15 protein-coding genes are annotated in these 15,588 nt (G+C 35.4%); 5 read left to right on the top strand and 10 right to left on the bottom strand.

Features of this window, described 5'->3' with window-relative positions:
• The 3 genes from ABY905_RS06795 to arsC form a co-directional block, all read right to left on the bottom strand.
• On the bottom strand, nucleotides 1–905 hold a 905-nt coding region (locus tag ABY905_RS06795), incomplete at its 3' end, for an endonuclease/exonuclease/phosphatase family protein (RefSeq protein ID WP_372641875.1).
• Between the two features lie 60 nt (nucleotides 906–965).
• A complete protein-coding gene (fumC, locus tag ABY905_RS06800; RefSeq protein WP_372641877.1) occupies nucleotides 966–2,363 on the bottom strand; it encodes a class II fumarate hydratase in 1,398 nt (465 codons plus the stop codon).
• Nucleotides 2,364–2,419: 56 nt separating this feature from the next.
• Entirely contained in the window at nucleotides 2,420–2,761 is a 342-nt protein-coding gene (gene arsC, locus ABY905_RS06805) for an arsenate reductase (glutaredoxin) (protein ID WP_372641879.1), read from the bottom strand.
• A 238-nt stretch (nucleotides 2,762–2,999) separates the two neighbouring features.
• On the opposite strand from arsC, the gene ABY905_RS06810 reads away from it, so the two are divergent.
• A complete protein-coding gene (locus tag ABY905_RS06810) occupies nucleotides 3,000–3,200 on the top strand; it encodes a hypothetical protein (RefSeq protein ID WP_372641881.1) in 201 nt (66 codons plus the stop codon).
• A gap of 64 nt (nucleotides 3,201–3,264) precedes the next feature.
• Here the strand turns inward: ABY905_RS06810 and ABY905_RS06815 are convergent, their stop codons facing one another.
• Nucleotides 3,265–3,930: a Crp/Fnr family transcriptional regulator gene (locus tag ABY905_RS06815; RefSeq protein WP_372641883.1), complete on the bottom strand. Its 666-nt coding sequence runs from the start codon at nucleotides 3,928–3,930 to the stop codon at nucleotides 3,265–3,267.
• Between the two features lie 126 nt (nucleotides 3,931–4,056).
• Between ABY905_RS06815 and ABY905_RS06820 the strand changes: the two genes are divergently transcribed.
• The gene (locus ABY905_RS06820) at nucleotides 4,057–4,506 is read left to right on the top strand and encodes an OsmC family protein (protein WP_372641885.1); all 450 of its coding nucleotides are present in this window, start codon (nucleotides 4,057–4,059) and stop codon (nucleotides 4,504–4,506) included.
• Nucleotides 4,507–4,629: 123 nt separating this feature from the next.
• Nucleotides 4,630–5,049 (top strand): acyl-CoA thioesterase, encoded by a 420-nt coding sequence (locus tag ABY905_RS06825; protein WP_372641887.1) that lies wholly within the window; start codon nucleotides 4,630–4,632, stop codon nucleotides 5,047–5,049.
• A gap of 68 nt (nucleotides 5,050–5,117) precedes the next feature.
• Here ABY905_RS06825 and ABY905_RS06830 read toward each other — a convergent pair whose 3' ends face one another.
• From ABY905_RS06830 to ABY905_RS06840, 3 genes are all read right to left on the bottom strand, one after another.
• Nucleotides 5,118–6,779 (bottom strand): diphosphate--fructose-6-phosphate 1-phosphotransferase, encoded by a 1,662-nt coding sequence (locus ABY905_RS06830; RefSeq protein WP_372641889.1) that lies wholly within the window; start codon nucleotides 6,777–6,779, stop codon nucleotides 5,118–5,120.
• Nucleotides 6,780–7,049: 270 nt separating this feature from the next.
• Nucleotides 7,050–7,592: a ribosome maturation factor RimM gene (gene rimM / locus ABY905_RS06835; protein ID WP_372641891.1), complete on the bottom strand. Its 543-nt coding sequence runs from the start codon at nucleotides 7,590–7,592 to the stop codon at nucleotides 7,050–7,052.
• Nucleotides 7,593–7,602: 10 nt separating this feature from the next.
• Entirely contained in the window at nucleotides 7,603–8,151 is a 549-nt protein-coding gene (locus ABY905_RS06840) for a 30S ribosomal protein S16 (RefSeq protein ID WP_372641893.1), read from the bottom strand.
• 298 nt (nucleotides 8,152–8,449) lie between these two features.
• Here ABY905_RS06840 and ABY905_RS06845 point away from each other — a divergent pair, with 298 nt between their 5' ends.
• Nucleotides 8,450–9,400 carry a lysostaphin resistance A-like protein gene (locus ABY905_RS06845; RefSeq protein ID WP_372641895.1) on the top strand — a complete coding sequence of 317 codons (951 nt, stop codon included), beginning with the start codon at nucleotides 8,450–8,452 and terminating at the stop codon, nucleotides 9,398–9,400.
• Here the strand turns inward: ABY905_RS06845 and ABY905_RS06850 are convergent.
• The 3 genes from ABY905_RS06850 to ABY905_RS06860 form a co-directional block, all read right to left on the bottom strand.
• The gene (locus tag ABY905_RS06850) at nucleotides 9,365–10,120 is read right to left on the bottom strand and encodes a hypothetical protein (protein WP_372641897.1); all 756 of its coding nucleotides are present in this window, start codon (nucleotides 10,118–10,120) and stop codon (nucleotides 9,365–9,367) included. The two genes, ABY905_RS06845 and ABY905_RS06850, sit on opposite strands and share 36 nt — an antisense overlap.
• A 194-nt stretch (nucleotides 10,121–10,314) precedes the next feature.
• The gene (locus ABY905_RS06855; RefSeq protein WP_372641899.1) at nucleotides 10,315–11,730 is read right to left on the bottom strand and encodes a hypothetical protein; all 1,416 of its coding nucleotides are present in this window, start codon (nucleotides 11,728–11,730) and stop codon (nucleotides 10,315–10,317) included.
• A gap of 34 nt (nucleotides 11,731–11,764) precedes the next feature.
• Nucleotides 11,765–14,317, bottom strand: coding sequence for a TonB-dependent receptor (locus ABY905_RS06860; RefSeq protein WP_372641901.1), 2,553 nt, complete (start codon nucleotides 14,315–14,317; stop codon nucleotides 11,765–11,767).
• Nucleotides 14,318–15,205: 888 nt separating this feature from the next.
• On the opposite strand from ABY905_RS06860, the gene ABY905_RS06865 reads away from it, so the two are divergent.
• Nucleotides 15,206–15,588, top strand: a 383-nt coding sequence (locus ABY905_RS06865; RefSeq protein WP_372641903.1) for a GTP-binding protein, incomplete at its 3' end; no start/stop codon positions are given.

Below are 15,588 nucleotides of genomic sequence, written 5' to 3' on the forward strand. Positions count from 1 at the left end.
TGCGTAAAATGCTTCTCATTATCATTAGAATATTCACCCAAACAGATAGCTGACTCGTAAGTTTCGTAATAGGGTTTCATCCAATCTATTTCAGCACTGTAATCATCCGCATCGTAATCGGCATCTTCACATACTGAATCACTAAAATTTTGAGTTTGCTTGCTGTTTGGTGGCAAAGCATTAAAATCTCCTGCCAAAATAAATGGCAATCCTTGAGAGTTTAAAGAATCAGCGTAATGCTTAATAATTTCGAGTTGCTGTTTCTTCGTATTGTCCTTGGCATAAGCAGAGGCATGTGTATTGAGTAAATTCAGTTCCCCGTCTGAATGTTTCAAGTTTGCATGCAACAGATTACGCTTTAAATAAAAATATCGAACGATGAAATTTTGTTCACCTATTAATGGTAAAGCTATTCTTTTAGCACCATTAAGGTGCCACTTGCATAGAATAGCGTTCCCTGAATCCATTTTACCTATACCATCACTTGGAATATGCTTTGCTTTCCATTGCGAGGCATAAACACCATGATTCAAAGCCGTATGATCCAATAAAAACTGAACTTGATTGATAAAGGCCGAACGCTTGGAATCGATATCAACTTCCTGTAAAAAGAGAATATCTGGATTAACCTCACGAATCTTCTCAGCCAATAGGTGCATATTCTGTTCTACCTCCTCTTTTTCCATAATTACCCTATCCCCATGGCAATCGAAAAAAAAATCAATTCGTCCACCACCAAACTTCACATTCCAAGTCATCACTTTAAGTGTATCTGGGAATGAAACAATATCAGGTTCTGCAGCTTCAAAACAACTCACCTCATCCCCAATCTTCGTTCCGAAAGGATCACAAGAAAAAAGGATCAAGCTATTGAATAGGATCGATATAATACGAAATAGTCTCATGAAATAAACTCTAAATCATTAATCGTTAAATAATCCTGCTAATTTAAACCTCTTTTTTGACTACTTGTCAGGATCGATCATCTTTTTAGGATCAACCCATTTATCAAATTCCTCCTGGCTCACATACCCCAATTCTAGAGCTGCCTCTCGAAGGCTTTTATTTTCAGAATAAGCCTTTTTAGCAATTTGGGATGATTTTTCATATCCTACATGGGTGTTTAGAGCAGTAACCAACATTAGAGAATTATCCAGATGTTGCTTAATTCTCTCTTTATCCGGTCTAATTCCTTCAATACAGTTTTTGGCAAAGGAATAGCAGGCATCTCCTAATAATTGAGCTGATTGCAAGAAGTTATAGATGATTACAGGTTTAAAAACATTCAATTCGAATTGCCCACTTGATCCTGCAAGAGTAATCGTTGTGTCATTCCCAATGACTTGAGCGCAAACCATACTTAAGGCTTCAACTTGAGTGGGATTGACTTTCCCTGGCATAATTGACGATCCTGGCTCATTAGCAGGAAGAATCAGTTCTCCAATTCCCGAACGAGGACCTGACGACATCAATCGAATATCGTTGGCAATTTTAAACAAACTAACAGCAGTTTGTTTTAATGCACCATGCGATTCAACAAGAGCATCATGAGCTGCCATAGCCTCAAATTTATTTTCGGCCGACGAAAAAGGGAGTTTTGTAAGTTTCGAAATATATCCTGCTACAAGCCCAGCATAGTTGGCTGGCGCATTCAGCCCTGTTCCAACTGCAGTTCCCCCCAAGGCAATTTCGCTAAGATGCATAAGGGTATTTTGAATGGCGCGTAAGGCATGGTTCAGTTGAGAAACATAGCCTGAGAATTCTTGTCCCAAACTCAAAGGTGTTGCATCCATCAAATGAGTCCTTCCAATTTTAATAATATCAGCCATTTCTTCAGCCTTATCAGAAAGAGCGTTTTTTAGAGTCTCAATGTTCGGAATAGTATGAGTGACTAATTTTTTATAGGCCGAAATATTCATCGCTGTTGGGAAGGTGTCATTCGATGACTGGGATTTGTTTACATCATCGTTGGGATGAATAAATTTATCCCCTTTTCCTAACTCGTATCCTTTCAAAACATGAGCTCTATTTGCAATCACCTCGTTTACGTTCATATTGGTCTGGGTTCCAGAACCTGTTTGCCAAACAACCAAGGGAAAATGTTCATCAAGATCTCCTCTTATTATTTCATCGCAAACCTGCGAAATAATCACTTTTTTTTCGGCAGATAATACACCCAATTGATGATTGGTATATGCTGCTGCTTTCTTTAAAATTCCATAGGCTCTTATCAAGTCAATAGGCATTGAAGCTTCAGGTCCTATTCGAAAATTCTCAAGGGACCTTTGAGTTTGAGCTCCCCAATACTTATCTATAGGAACTTTAACTTCTCCAAGCGTATCATACTCAAACCTATATTTCATTTCTTATGAGTTTCGGTTGATAATCTAAATCAGAAAACAAAAGCAACAATAAGGAATTATAAAATAGCTTCCATTTCTTCAGCCGGCACAGCAAAAATAGCTTTGTGCTTATTCACAATAATAGGGCGCTGAATCAACTCTGGCGACTCTAATAAAATCTTAATCCACTCATCGTGATTAAAAATTTTGTCCTTATAATCAGTCTTGTATAATTTTTCGTGAGTTCTAACAATTTCTTGAGGCTCCTTATTCATTCTCTTCAATACGTCTTCCATTTCATCAACCGTGTAGGCTTCTTTCAAATACAAACGGATTTCAGGCTTTAGTCCTTTTTTTTCTAGATAAGCAAGTGCTGCACGTGATTTCGAACAGCGTGGGTTGTGGTAAATTTTAAGCATTCTATAAAATAATTTTAGATCTCATATATGAGATTATCAATTTATGATTTGAAGCATAAGCATATCAGCCCAGCGAATAACAAAGTTAAGAATAAAGATTCGCTAGAAAAATAAATACTTAGAGGTGTTTTTACTAAAAAAAAATTAAAGACTCGCTTAATTAGATGCTATTACCTAATTCTTAAAAATGCCTCTTTCTTCAATTCTCTTTATTACATTTGAATCTCAAAAGATATACATGAAACTATTTATTAAAAACAGAAAATTCGAAATCATAGGTGGAATCGCTGGAATAATTGGAGGATTCCTATACTGGAAATATGTAGGTTGTATTAGCGGTACCTGTCCTATTCAGGCTAACTGGTACTCTATGGTGCCTTATGGACTTGTTTTGGGTATTCTGGTTGGAGGCATGTTAAAACCTAAAAAGAAGGAATAAATACTTTCAAGTCCAAATTAAGACCACCATTCATGAATGATGTTTAGTCTTTCTGCTAGAATTTTCAACCATGTTTAGCAATATTATTTAATCGATCAGAATCGATAATCCTGATTGATTTACCTTCACTTTCAATAATCTTTTCTTTACGAAAGCTTGCAAGATTCTTTAATACACTTTCTTTTGAAAATCCAATGATTCTGGCAATATCTTGCCTAGTTAAAGGTATTTCAAAAGTTTTTTGATTTAAACTTTTCTGAAATTCACAGATTATAAATGCAAGAGCACCCGCCGAATTCTTTTCTTTTAGCTTCATGTGCCAGTTTATAAAATCCTCATTAACCCATGAAATGTATTGAATGAAAGCCATGGCAAAATCTTTATTTCTTTGCAACAGATCTGAAAATATATCCCGGTTAATAATTTCAATCTCACATTCGGTTAATGCTTTGGCAGAAAAGCGATAACTAGAAGTTGAATAGACACAATTGATTCCAATAAAGTCTCCCTCAAAAAGAAGGTTGAGCGCCTGCTTTTTTGAATCCCGATTGAGTGATAATTCTACAATTCCAGATTTTATAAAATAGAGATTGTGCACAGGCGTGCCACTCTTCACAACGAGTTCGCCAGCTGAAAATATCAAAATTTCACTGGATTTATATAACTCGTCTTTTTCCTCTTTTTGAAGAACTGACAAGCATGTTTTTCCAGAAGAATGAATCAATTCCATAGTTTTAAAATTATCTAATGGGTGTAAAATTACACCCTCACACATTTCGAACTACAACCCGGTTTACCAAATTAGAAGTAAGCAAGGTCCTAGTTTTACAAATGTATAATTAAAAAGAAATATAGTATGGAACAAATGGAAATACAAAAGATCGAATTTGCAATTCAATCAGAAACAAAGTCAAAATCTCAATCTGAGATTAGTGTTCGAAATTTTAAAGTAAGCGTAGATGAACCAGAACAATTGGGAGGAACAAATCTAGCACCAAATCCGGTAGAATATATCCTTTGTGGTTTAGCAGGTTGTGTTCACATCCTTGGCTTTAAAGTCGCACAGGAAATTGGTATGGACTTGAAAGATTTGAAAATTAAAATTATCGGTGAGCTAAATCCTGAAAAACTGTTCGGGATGAAAACGGAAGAAAGAGCCGGTTACCAAGGGATTAAAGTTATATTAGAACCAACTACTAATTCCAATGAAAGATTACTTAAGCAATGGTTAGATATCATGGCTGAGAGAAGTCCTGTGCTTGATAATTTATTAAACTCAACTCCAGTATCAATTTCTTTGCTATAGACGCAACTCGTTTCTTTTATTCCGAGGCCATAGATACTGAATGTAAGCTCTTTAGACCTGGAACTAGGAATTAGTTCTAATATTGATGATAATTTCATAGTTTTACAGTCTCAAAACACTATTATGAATTGCAATCACAAAAAGAAAATACAAATTCGCTTTGGCGATATCGATATATTGGGACACGTAAACAATGGTGTGCAACTGAGTTATCTCGATTTAGGACGATTGGATTATTTCGAACAAATATATGGACAAACCATTAATTGGAATGATGCGGCTCTTATAGTCGCTCATCTCGAAATTGACTATCTCGCTCCTATCCATTTAAGAGATCAAATTGAAGTGCACACTTGTATCCATAAGATTGGGAATAAAAGTGTTGGTCTGAGCCAGAACATTGTGGACTCTATTACGGGAGATATCAAGACCAAAACAAGTCAGGTCATGGTTGCTTTCAGTCAAAAGATGGGAGAAAGCATAGCGGTACCCGAAACACTTAAGATTCGAATTAGAGAATTTGAGGATACTGTTATTGGGTAAAAGCATCAAATCCAGATCTAAAAAAATGCGCTAATCTCTATAAGAAGATTAGCGCATTTTTTCAAAAACTAAACTAAAACGGATTCTTCTTGAAATATAGTTTCTTGTTCTAGCAATAAGGTTTCTGATGGCGCATCACAAACTTCAGTTGGTCCAAAGTATTGGATAGGACCGGGATAAATGTAATCCGTATTATTAGCCCACTCTTTTCTTTTCGATCGGAACATTAAAAACGGATTCCCTTTTAAATCAACCAGAGCCTTTTTAATAACAGGTTTCAAATGACCATTACGTCTTTCCATATTCATCATCATGGTAATTGGCACACCACCAGCTAACCACTTATCAAAACTTTCTGATGTGTTTTTAATGAAAGCCATATAACCTGTTTTACCTGAATTAATGAGTAATGCAGCAGTATATCCAAGTGAGTAGCAGTAATCAGCATCGAAATTAGATGGTGCTGCACAACGTCCCTCATAGCCAAAGAAATGATTCTGAGGATTGAATTTACCATGGAATGATTGATCCTTAGCCAAACGATCCGTCACCATATCAATCAGTAGTTTCTCTGTTTCAATCTTAGAAACCTGAACATTACCATGAGGATCTCTATCTAAAGTCAATTGTTTTGCAAAGGAATCTGGTAAACTTGAGTAAACCTTAGCAGACTCTTCACTTAAAAGTCCTGTTATAAAATCTCTTTTCGCCTGACTTGTTGGAAGCTGATAATATTCTGGTTTCGAGGCTAAGATATCGTTTAATTCCGCAATCAATTTTTTGATTGAAGGCATAAATTCAACCAAGCCTTCCGGAATAAGAACTGTTCCAAAATTTTCTCCCTTATTCGCTCTCTTCTTTACGACTTCGGCAATTTGCCCAACAATCTTATTTAAGGTGAGCTTGTATTTTTCTATTTCTTCTGAAATGATTGCAATATTTGGTTGTGTCTTTAGTGCACACTCAAGACTAATATGTGAAGCCGAACGCCCCATTAGCTTAATAAAATGCCAATATTTTTTTGCTGAATTAGCATCTCTTTGGATGTTCCCAATCAACTCGCTATAAACCTTACAGGCTGTATCAAAACCGAAGGAAGTTTCTATGTAGTCATTTTTCAAGTCCCCATCAATGGTTTTAGGGCAACCTATAACTTGAATACCAGCCTTCTGTTCTGTAAAATATTCAGCAAGAACACAAGCGTTGGTGTTAGAATCATCACCACCGACAATAACTAGTGCATTGATATTATTTTTTAAACAATTAGAAATCACCTTATCATATGAAGCCTCATCTTCTATTTTAGTTCTTCCAGAGCCTATGATATCGAATCCACCTGTATTTCTATAATCACTAACCATTGCGGAATTTAACTCAATAAATGAATTGCTTAGTAAGCCATCGGGGCCTCCAATAAATCCGAATAATTGATTTCGATTATTTAATTTCTTAAGAGCGTCGAATAGTCCTGAAATGACATTATGCCCTCCTGGAGCCTGTCCTCCTGAAAGAACTACACCAACATTTAAAATTTGATTTTTGGATGTCTCACCAGATTCAAATGTTACCAATGGCAAACCATAAGTATTCGGGAACATTTGCTTGATAGCTTCTTTGTCTGCAATAGCTTCACTGGGTTTACCAGTTATTAAAGCGACACTTTCTCCTAATGATTTGGGTAATTTGGGAATATACTTGGACCTAGCCTTTTGCAGCGGACTTTTAATCATTTTTCGGAAATTAATCTTTAATCAAAAATGGTTGAAGATGTTGAAATACATAGGAAATATTTCCTAAATACCTATTTCAAACGTTTGCGGCAAATGTCGGTAAAATAAATCTATCTGACAAGATAAAACTAAACTGTTTAGTTACAGATCATAATAAATCAGATATATCTTAATAGTTTAGGCTTAAGATATGATTTTATAGGATAGCAGAAATTAATCTAAAACTAATTTAGATTCTAGTAGAAAAGGTTTAAATAAAATGACGTTTTACTAATCTTCCAGGTAAAGATCGATCAGGCCTTGAGGAGTCATCATGGTGATGGATTTTTCATCCTCATCGATTTCAATGAAATTTTCTTCAGCAAATGGAATCATGACTTCTTGCCCATCCAGATTTAATACCAAAACGATATTACCTGAATAATCCTGAACATCTTCAATAATTCCGATTTCACCTCTTTCTTCATCGATATAAGTAAAACCGATTAAAGCACTCGCTTCAAGCTCATCCTTGTCTTCAAAAAAATCGGGAGCATCCTTAAAAGGGACGTAAATCTCACAACCAATAAATCGGGTTGCTTTTACCTCACCCTCCATATCCTCTAAAAGAATACGAACTGTGGCATGGTTTCTTGGGGTTAAACCATTGGGAGTAATGAAAAAAGGAACCAGTCCCCCATCGATATCGATAAGGACTGATTCCAATTTATATTTTTCGAGAAGATCGCTAGATTTCTTTGCTACAAGTTCACCTTTTACTCCATGAGTTTTGACAAAACTCCCTACAAAAAAACAATCTTCTTTCTTAAACATGCAAAATAAATTAAGCTTCAGTAGATTCTGTTCCTTCTTCATTTGCAGCTTCTGCAGGAGCATTTTTAGCAGCTTCAGCAGCAGCAATTGCAGCAGCAGCATCAGCAGCTTTCTTTGCAATAGCTTCAGATCTATCAGTAGAAACTTTAGTCTCTGCCTCTAAACGAGCTTTAGCTGAATCAGTTGCAACAGTAGAAAGACCTTCTTTCTTAGCATTGATTTTAGCTTCTTTCTCTTTCTTCCAAGCTTCGAATTTTACTTCAGCAGCAGCCTCGTCGAAAGATCCTTTTTTAACACCACCTTGTAAGTGCTTCATCATCATTACACCTTCGTAAGATAAAATTGCTCTTGCTGTGTCTGTTGGTTGTGCACCACTGTTTAACCAAGTCAATGCTTTGTCAAAGTCCAAGTTAATAGTAGCTGGGTTTGTATTAGGATTGTAAGATCCAATACGCTCAATGAACTTACCATCACGTGGCGCTCTGCTATCTGCTACCACAATGTGGTAAAATGGTCTACTTTTACGACCATGTCGGGCTAATCTAATCTTTGTTGCCATAGCTTTTTTAAAATAAATAGTTATAAATTGCTCTTATTAAGCGCGACAAAGATACACGTTTATTTCTGATATAAAATAGCTTTCTCAAATATTTTCAATCACCTAAAAGATAGATAGATTGCTTGACTTTAAGTCAAGCTTTAATAGTAAAAACGTACTATAAAATAATAGCCCCCAGATTACACCCATTTTCATATATTAATTCACAAAAAAAAATGACCAGCACACTTATAGTCTAAGTCCTCATAAATAGTTTCAACTCTTAAGTACTTAAAAACTCAAAAAAAACTATTTTTGTTTGACAACAAGAAAAGATATAGATATGCTAAAAGGAAGATTCTCTCAATTATCAAATTTCAATCAAATTCTATTAAGCCTTAGTTTGGTGGTGGGGTCAAGCTTCATACTTCTTTTTGTAGGATCACTACTTTGTTATTTATTCTTTGGTATCAATATCATGACTGATACGAATGCCCTTGATATAAATGGAGCGAATCCAAACATCCCTGCTCTTAAATTCTACCAGGCTGTCTATTCTATCGGTATGTTTATTATACCTCCCTTTATTATCGCTTATCTTCTTTCTTTTAATGTGGGAGAATATCTCAAGATTAATCAGAGCACTAAATTTTTAAGCTTTTTTCAAGCCTTTTTACTTATTCTTGTTTCACTTCCTCTAATAAATATGATGGGGGAACTCAATTCTCAAATTCATTTTCCAGATTCCCTAAAAGGAATTGAGCAATGGATGAGAAACTCTGAAGAACACGCTACTGTAGTCACCCAGAAATTCCTAAAAATGGATCATTTAGGTGACTTATTAACAAACCTCTTTCTAATAGCTGTCATTCCAGCTTTGGGAGAGGAACTTCTTTTTAGAGGAGTACTTCAGAAGCAACTTTCAAAACTGACTGGAAACATACATTGGGGAATCTTTATCTCAGCAGCACTTTTCTCAGCTCTGCATATGCAGTTTTTCGGATTCTTCCCTCGCCTTTTTCTAGGTATGCTATTTGGTTATCTTTTAGTTTGGACAGGCTCGTTATGGGTCCCTATTCTTGCCCATCTTGTAAATAATGGTTTAGCTGTAACAGCCAGCTATTTTATGGGACGAGGACAATTACCTGAAGAAGCTGATCGTATTGGTTCTTCGAGTATGATGTGGGAGACCAGTATCATCTCTCTTATCTTATTTTCAATTTTGACTTACCACTTATTTCGAAGTCGAAAAAGGCAGGTTGAGTGTTGAAAGCTTAGCAGATTCGAGCTGTTTTTGTCGGTCCAACTCCGATTTTCTCCAAACATAGACCAAGCCGTAACGACTACAGATCTCTCGACGTTCGTCTTCTGGCATATCTTTATAATTTGATTCAACCTCATTCCAAATATCAAGAATGATTTGATCAGCCTCATAACGTCTCTGAGCTACTTGTTCAGAAAATCGTTGTGTATTACTCTGTAAGGTCTTTTGGTGGTTATATGCATCTCTAAACTTATCACAGTTTACACGCACCAAGGCTATAGAAGGACTATAAATTGGATTACCTCCAGTTGCAATACGTGAACGTTCACCCTCAATCAATTTTTGGCCCCATTCAATTAGTTTAATATCCTTAACCAAAGTGGGGATACTTTGAGAATTGATAATTAAACCATAAAACTCTCTCACCTCAGGCTTTAACTCCTCGCGGGCTATAGTAAAATTTAAAACTTGAATAAAGTGCGAAACATAGAGCCTAGCCTTTCTTTGCCTTTCATTATATTCCTTACTTTTTATAGATTGTTCGGCAATTGCTTGGTGGTGATTCTTTAATGCCAATTCAAAATGAGGTAAGAAATCATGAAGCTTTCTAAGTAGAATAAAAGAAAAACCTAATTCGGAAGACGAAAAAATCTCTCCCATATCTTGCGCAGAACGCAAAGCTCTTATTCGAGCTAAATCTGTATTTGGCAATCGGCGGTAGGGCATCTTCGAGTATCTTTAGGATTGATTAATACGAAGGTATGAAAAACTTCTCAATTCAAAAACTCATTCTCAACTTAGCATAAGAATGTTTTATGAACAGCATTTAAACCGTTACCAAAGCAGATTCATGTTAAATTAAAGGCAAAAAAAAAGCTGCCCGCAAAGGGGCAGCTTTTAAACTTGTATAGTAATCCTGATTACTCAGGTAATCCTTCGATGTATGTAAATTCAGGGTTTGGACCTGATTTAGTACACTGGAATTTTAATGTATAGAAGCCATCAGTTAAATTTTCTAGGTAAGCTTTTACATCTACCATGTAGAAAACATCAATACCACTAACTTGAGCAACTGCGTCTGGATATTTCACAGTTAATAAAGCAGCAACACCTTCTTTCATTCTTTCCATTGTCAATGCAACAGCATCTTCAGTACTCAAACCTGCAAATTCTGGCATTGGGTAATCTTCTGTATTTCTATTTTTCAATCTTAAATCGAAATTAGAATACTTACCACTTGAACCATAGTAATATTCCGAATCTGGATAATCAGATGTTTTGCCATGAGCTGCAATCGAATAATCAACAATCATTTGGTAGTCACTAGAAACCATTGTAAAAATAATTGTAGGATCGAAAACCCAGCCATTAACAGTCAAAATATACTGACCTGACATCATAATAGTAGAAGCATATTCAGCCCAAACTAATCCATCAAAAGAATATTCAACAGCTTTAACAACAGTTTCACTTCCATTATATTCTTTATAAAGTACCGCAACCTTATCACCTGCTTCAGGTGCCGTTATCTTGTACTTTTCAGCTAAGAAGATTGGTAAATATTTACTTGCAGGATCAGAACTACCGAAATTATCATATTTCCCAGGAGTTCCCATAGAGTCGTAATCATCTGCTACTAACTCATAAACTTCAACATCTTCAGGAACTTCAGGAACTTGAGGTAATTCTTTTTCAATCATAGCCCAAGTGCTACCATTATAAGCCCAAAACTCATTAACTGTATTGGTTACACCACCTCCTGCATAAAATCGATAAGTAACAAACACTTCGAAATCAGCAACAGCATCTGGGTATTTTGATGAAAAGAATGGATTCAAATAAGATGCAATATCCATATTTGAATCAAAATTATTGTACTTACCAGGCTGGCCTGAATCTGTTCCCATAGAGTCATAGTCTTCATTTGTCAGTTCATATGACTCCATAGCTGCTAATTCTTCTTTATAGCTCACCAAATCTCTCAAGTATGATAGACTTCCCTGATAAAATTTATAAGTAACATCAGCTACCGAACCTGTTTCAAGTGTTGGGTACTGATCTGATAAAAACATTGGAATGTAATCTGCAGCTGCAATGTATTTACTAAAGTTCTTATATTTTTTAATAGAGTTAGCATCCTTTGTTTCCTGTTCAGACTTTGCAACTTCAAGTGCTAATGTCCCAATTGTTACATAGTCATCATCAGCAAGAGTTACTTCAATTTCCTGAGTATACGGCTTTTTTAAGCCATCTAATTCATCATAGACATCTTCCATTGGCTCGCACGAAGCAAAAGCCAAAGCAAGGAATGATGCCATATATAATATTTTTTTCATTTGTCTTAATTTTTAGATTTAAACAACTTACTTCTTAGAACTTAATTTTTAAACCTGTTGACCAGTTTCTTCCAAATCCATAATAAACTAATGCATCATTAGAAGCATGCTCTAATCCATCTTGTGCTTTAGAAACATATTCAGCATCCAATAAGTTGTTCACATTACCATAAACAGATGCATTTAAACCAGCAATTTTAAATCTGTAGTTAAATCCAAGGTCAACAAGACCAACTTCTGGCATTTCCCAAGAATCACCAATAAAGTTCGCATCATTTCTTTTTGTAGCATCAAAATCAGCATAGTGATTTCCATAATACAAGTAGTCAGCGCTAATTCTTAACTTAGGCAAAACTTCATAACTAACAGAAAGAGCTGCACTAAACTGAGCTGAATTACCTACGTGTACATCCTTAAGAAAAGCGTCGAACTCGGCTGTTACTTCACGAGTTTCTTCATCAATAATCTTAGCATTAACATCATCAGTATAAGTCCAGTCTCCAATAGAAACCATACCTTTTACAGTTAATTTTCTAGAAGGTTTGTATTCTGCTTCAATCTCAATACCTTGGTGTAACTGATTCAATCCGCTAATGTTAGCGATCTCGTCACCATAAGATTTTACTAAACCACGATCTTTCCAATCTGTTCTGTAAAGAGTAACAGCAGCATTAAAGTTTGGTGCATTATACTTATAGCCTATTTCAGCAGTAATAATTTTTTCATACTTCACATCTTCATTAACAGTGTTACCATAGTTAATAAATACATTAGAGAAGTAAGGCGTTCTTTGAACGTAACCAGCATTCGCAAAAACAGTATGGATAGAGTTAATTTTATAACTAAGTCCACCTTTCACGTTCCAAGGTAAGAAATGCTCCCAATCAGTTTCCTGATCTCCTGGTGCATATTGGAAATAATCAACACGCTTGTATGATTTTCTAGATGCTGCAACTGATACAAATCCAGTAAAGTCATCACCTACATATTCAGCTTGTCCAAACAATCCAGTATACAATACTTCACCATCATTATGGTATGAGTACTTAGCATCCTTATACAACTTTTTGTTAGGATCTCTGTTATCATTTGAATCATCAAGGAAAAATGCACCTCCTAAAAGATCATCAACTTCTCTGTAATGCTCACCTTTATAGTAACGAAGATCAAGACCTCCCGTGAAAGTGAATTCTTTATAATTACGAGTTAAGGTTGATAATAAACCATACCAAGAGTGATTATTAACAGAATTACCAATAATAGCTTGAGAACCTTCAGTTGCGTAAGTTGCATTTGCAGCAGCAACAGCTTCAAAGTCCAATAAACCATCTGCTGTTCTCATGATACCATCTTTATCTAAACCTGTCTTATTATCGACTCCTAACCATGAATCTTTATTTCCTGAAACACGGCGTCCACCACCTGTACCAACAGAAGCATAAAGAGATGTTGTCAATGAAGTTTCCTCATCGATATTAAAATAATGATTTAATTGAGCCTGAGGCTTGTGGTAGTAATTGTAACCATATCCACCACCGTAAACTTTTCCTTCACGGATACCATAATCAGAATTGAATTTAAACTCATCTTTGTGATTACGATATTGCTCGATTGTATGCTTGTTACCTCTTTGGTTGTGCCATTGAGGAGCTCCGGTAATCATGAATGCCACAGTATGCTTGGCATTAATCTTTTTCGAAACATTTGCGTAGTATGACCAAGCGTCAAAATCAGTCCCTTTTACGTACCCATTACCATAAGTATGAGAACCTAATAAAGTAACAGCCCATCCGTTATCCATCATACCTGTTGATAAAGAAAGTAATTGCTTTCTACGTCCATCGTTCGCAACACCAGTCTTAACAACACCGCCTTTTTTAGCATCAGTAGATCTTGTTAGGATATTAATTGTTCCTCCAACTGAAGACAAACCTAATTTAGAAGCACCTAGACCTCTTTGAACCTGCATCGTACGAGTCACATCTGAAAGACCTGCCCAATTTGACCAGTATACTTTACCTGATTCCATATCATTAACAGGAATACCATTAATCAAAACACCTACATTGTTAGAATCAAATCCACGTACATAAACAGTAGCATCACCAAATCCTCCACCTTCTTTCGAAGTATAGATAGATGGGGTAGACTTTAAAACTTCAGGGAATTCCTGCGCTCCTAATTTATTTTCAATTAGCTCAGCACTAATTGTAGAGACTGATACTGGAGTTTGACGATCAGTAACAATAGAAGCCATTACACTTACCTCATTAAGACCAACAGCATCTGATTCAAGTTTAATTGTACCAAAATCTTCTGTTCCATTCACTGTAAGTTCTTGATCAAGAAAACCCACAAAACTCACTAAAAGTGTTTTTGTTCCATCAGGCACCTCAAATGTAAAGGCTCCATTAAAATCAGTTACAGTTCCGGTTGCTGTACCAGGAATAATAATAGAAGCACCAGGTAAAGTTTCATTGGTACTACCATCTACAACCACCCCTTTCACAGTGGTTTGAGCAATAGCTGCAACAGACAACACCATCAGTGCTGCCATTGACAAAATACTTCTCATCGCTTTTTTCATAAAATGAATTGTTAGATTAGTAATCTTGTGGCGGTTAGTCCACAGAAAAACGTTCCACTCTCATTAAGAGTTTTGGATTACAAAAATGGTTGTGAAATCTAACTTTTATCAGGATTAGATTTCGTTCACAAAAATGGCTAGTTAAAAAGGATTTAACAAAAATTAAGAATTCTATTTTCAAATTTTCGTCGCTCGTTTTCAAATGTTCATCGAAAAAATTGTGATTCAGTCATCTATTACAGACTTTTCTCTCCGATTTCCAGATTAGCACTGGGGAATTGGAATCTCCAATAAAGGATTTTTAAAATGGGTGAATGAATATAGTATTTTTTGGCGAACATAAACATATCATTTTGATTTAAAGAACACAGGCTCCCAAATCTTTATAACTGAGGTATACTGTAGGCCGTTTAAAACTGGCATTCATAGCCTTTTTTTAAAGCATCTAAATATGCCCTTACTCAAAATCAACTTTATCATTCAAAAAATCATGTTCATCAATTCATAATTCGATAATTTCAACTTCCACTCATATTTTTAGAACTTCTACTCTACAAACCAATAGAATAAATCACACTTTCGTGTTAATTCATTCTTAAGATATTAAATAGAAAACGTTTCCTTAAAATTTAATTTGCAAGAACTTAGTGTATTCAAAAAAATAAACTGTACTTTTGCAGCCGCATTAAAATGCTACGCAATCAATTATAAAACAATGATTTTAATTCGTTTAATGATTGCTGAAAATGCTCAATATTGATTGTGAAATTAACCTGAAAGCATTCAGATTATTAACATTTTGCAATTGGTATTAAACATCATCATGGAGATAAGTTGTAATAAAGATCTGAAATTTGTGATTATCTCCTTAGTTAAGCCAATAAGAACATGAGAAAACTAAGAAACATTGCCATTATCGCCCACGTAGACCATGGGAAAACAACATTGGTTGATAAATTGATAATGCATAGCAACCTTTTCAGAAAGAATGAAACTCCAGGTGAGTTGATTCTTGACAGTAATGATTTGGAGCGTGAACGAGGCATTACTATTCTATCGAAAAATGTTTCTTTAGAATATAAGGGTGTTAAAATCAATATTATTGATACACCTGGTCACTCCGATTTTGGTGGTGAAGTAGAACGTGTATTGAATATGGCCGACGGTGTACTACTACTGGTAGATGCTTTTGAAGGAACCATGCCTCAAACTCGTTTTGTATTACAAAAAGCATTGAACTTAGGTCTAAAGCCTGTAGTGGTTGTAAATAA

The sequence above is a fragment of the Ancylomarina sp. genome (assembly GCF_041555295.1).
Taxonomy (GTDB): domain Bacteria; phylum Bacteroidota; class Bacteroidia; order Bacteroidales; family Marinifilaceae; genus Ancylomarina.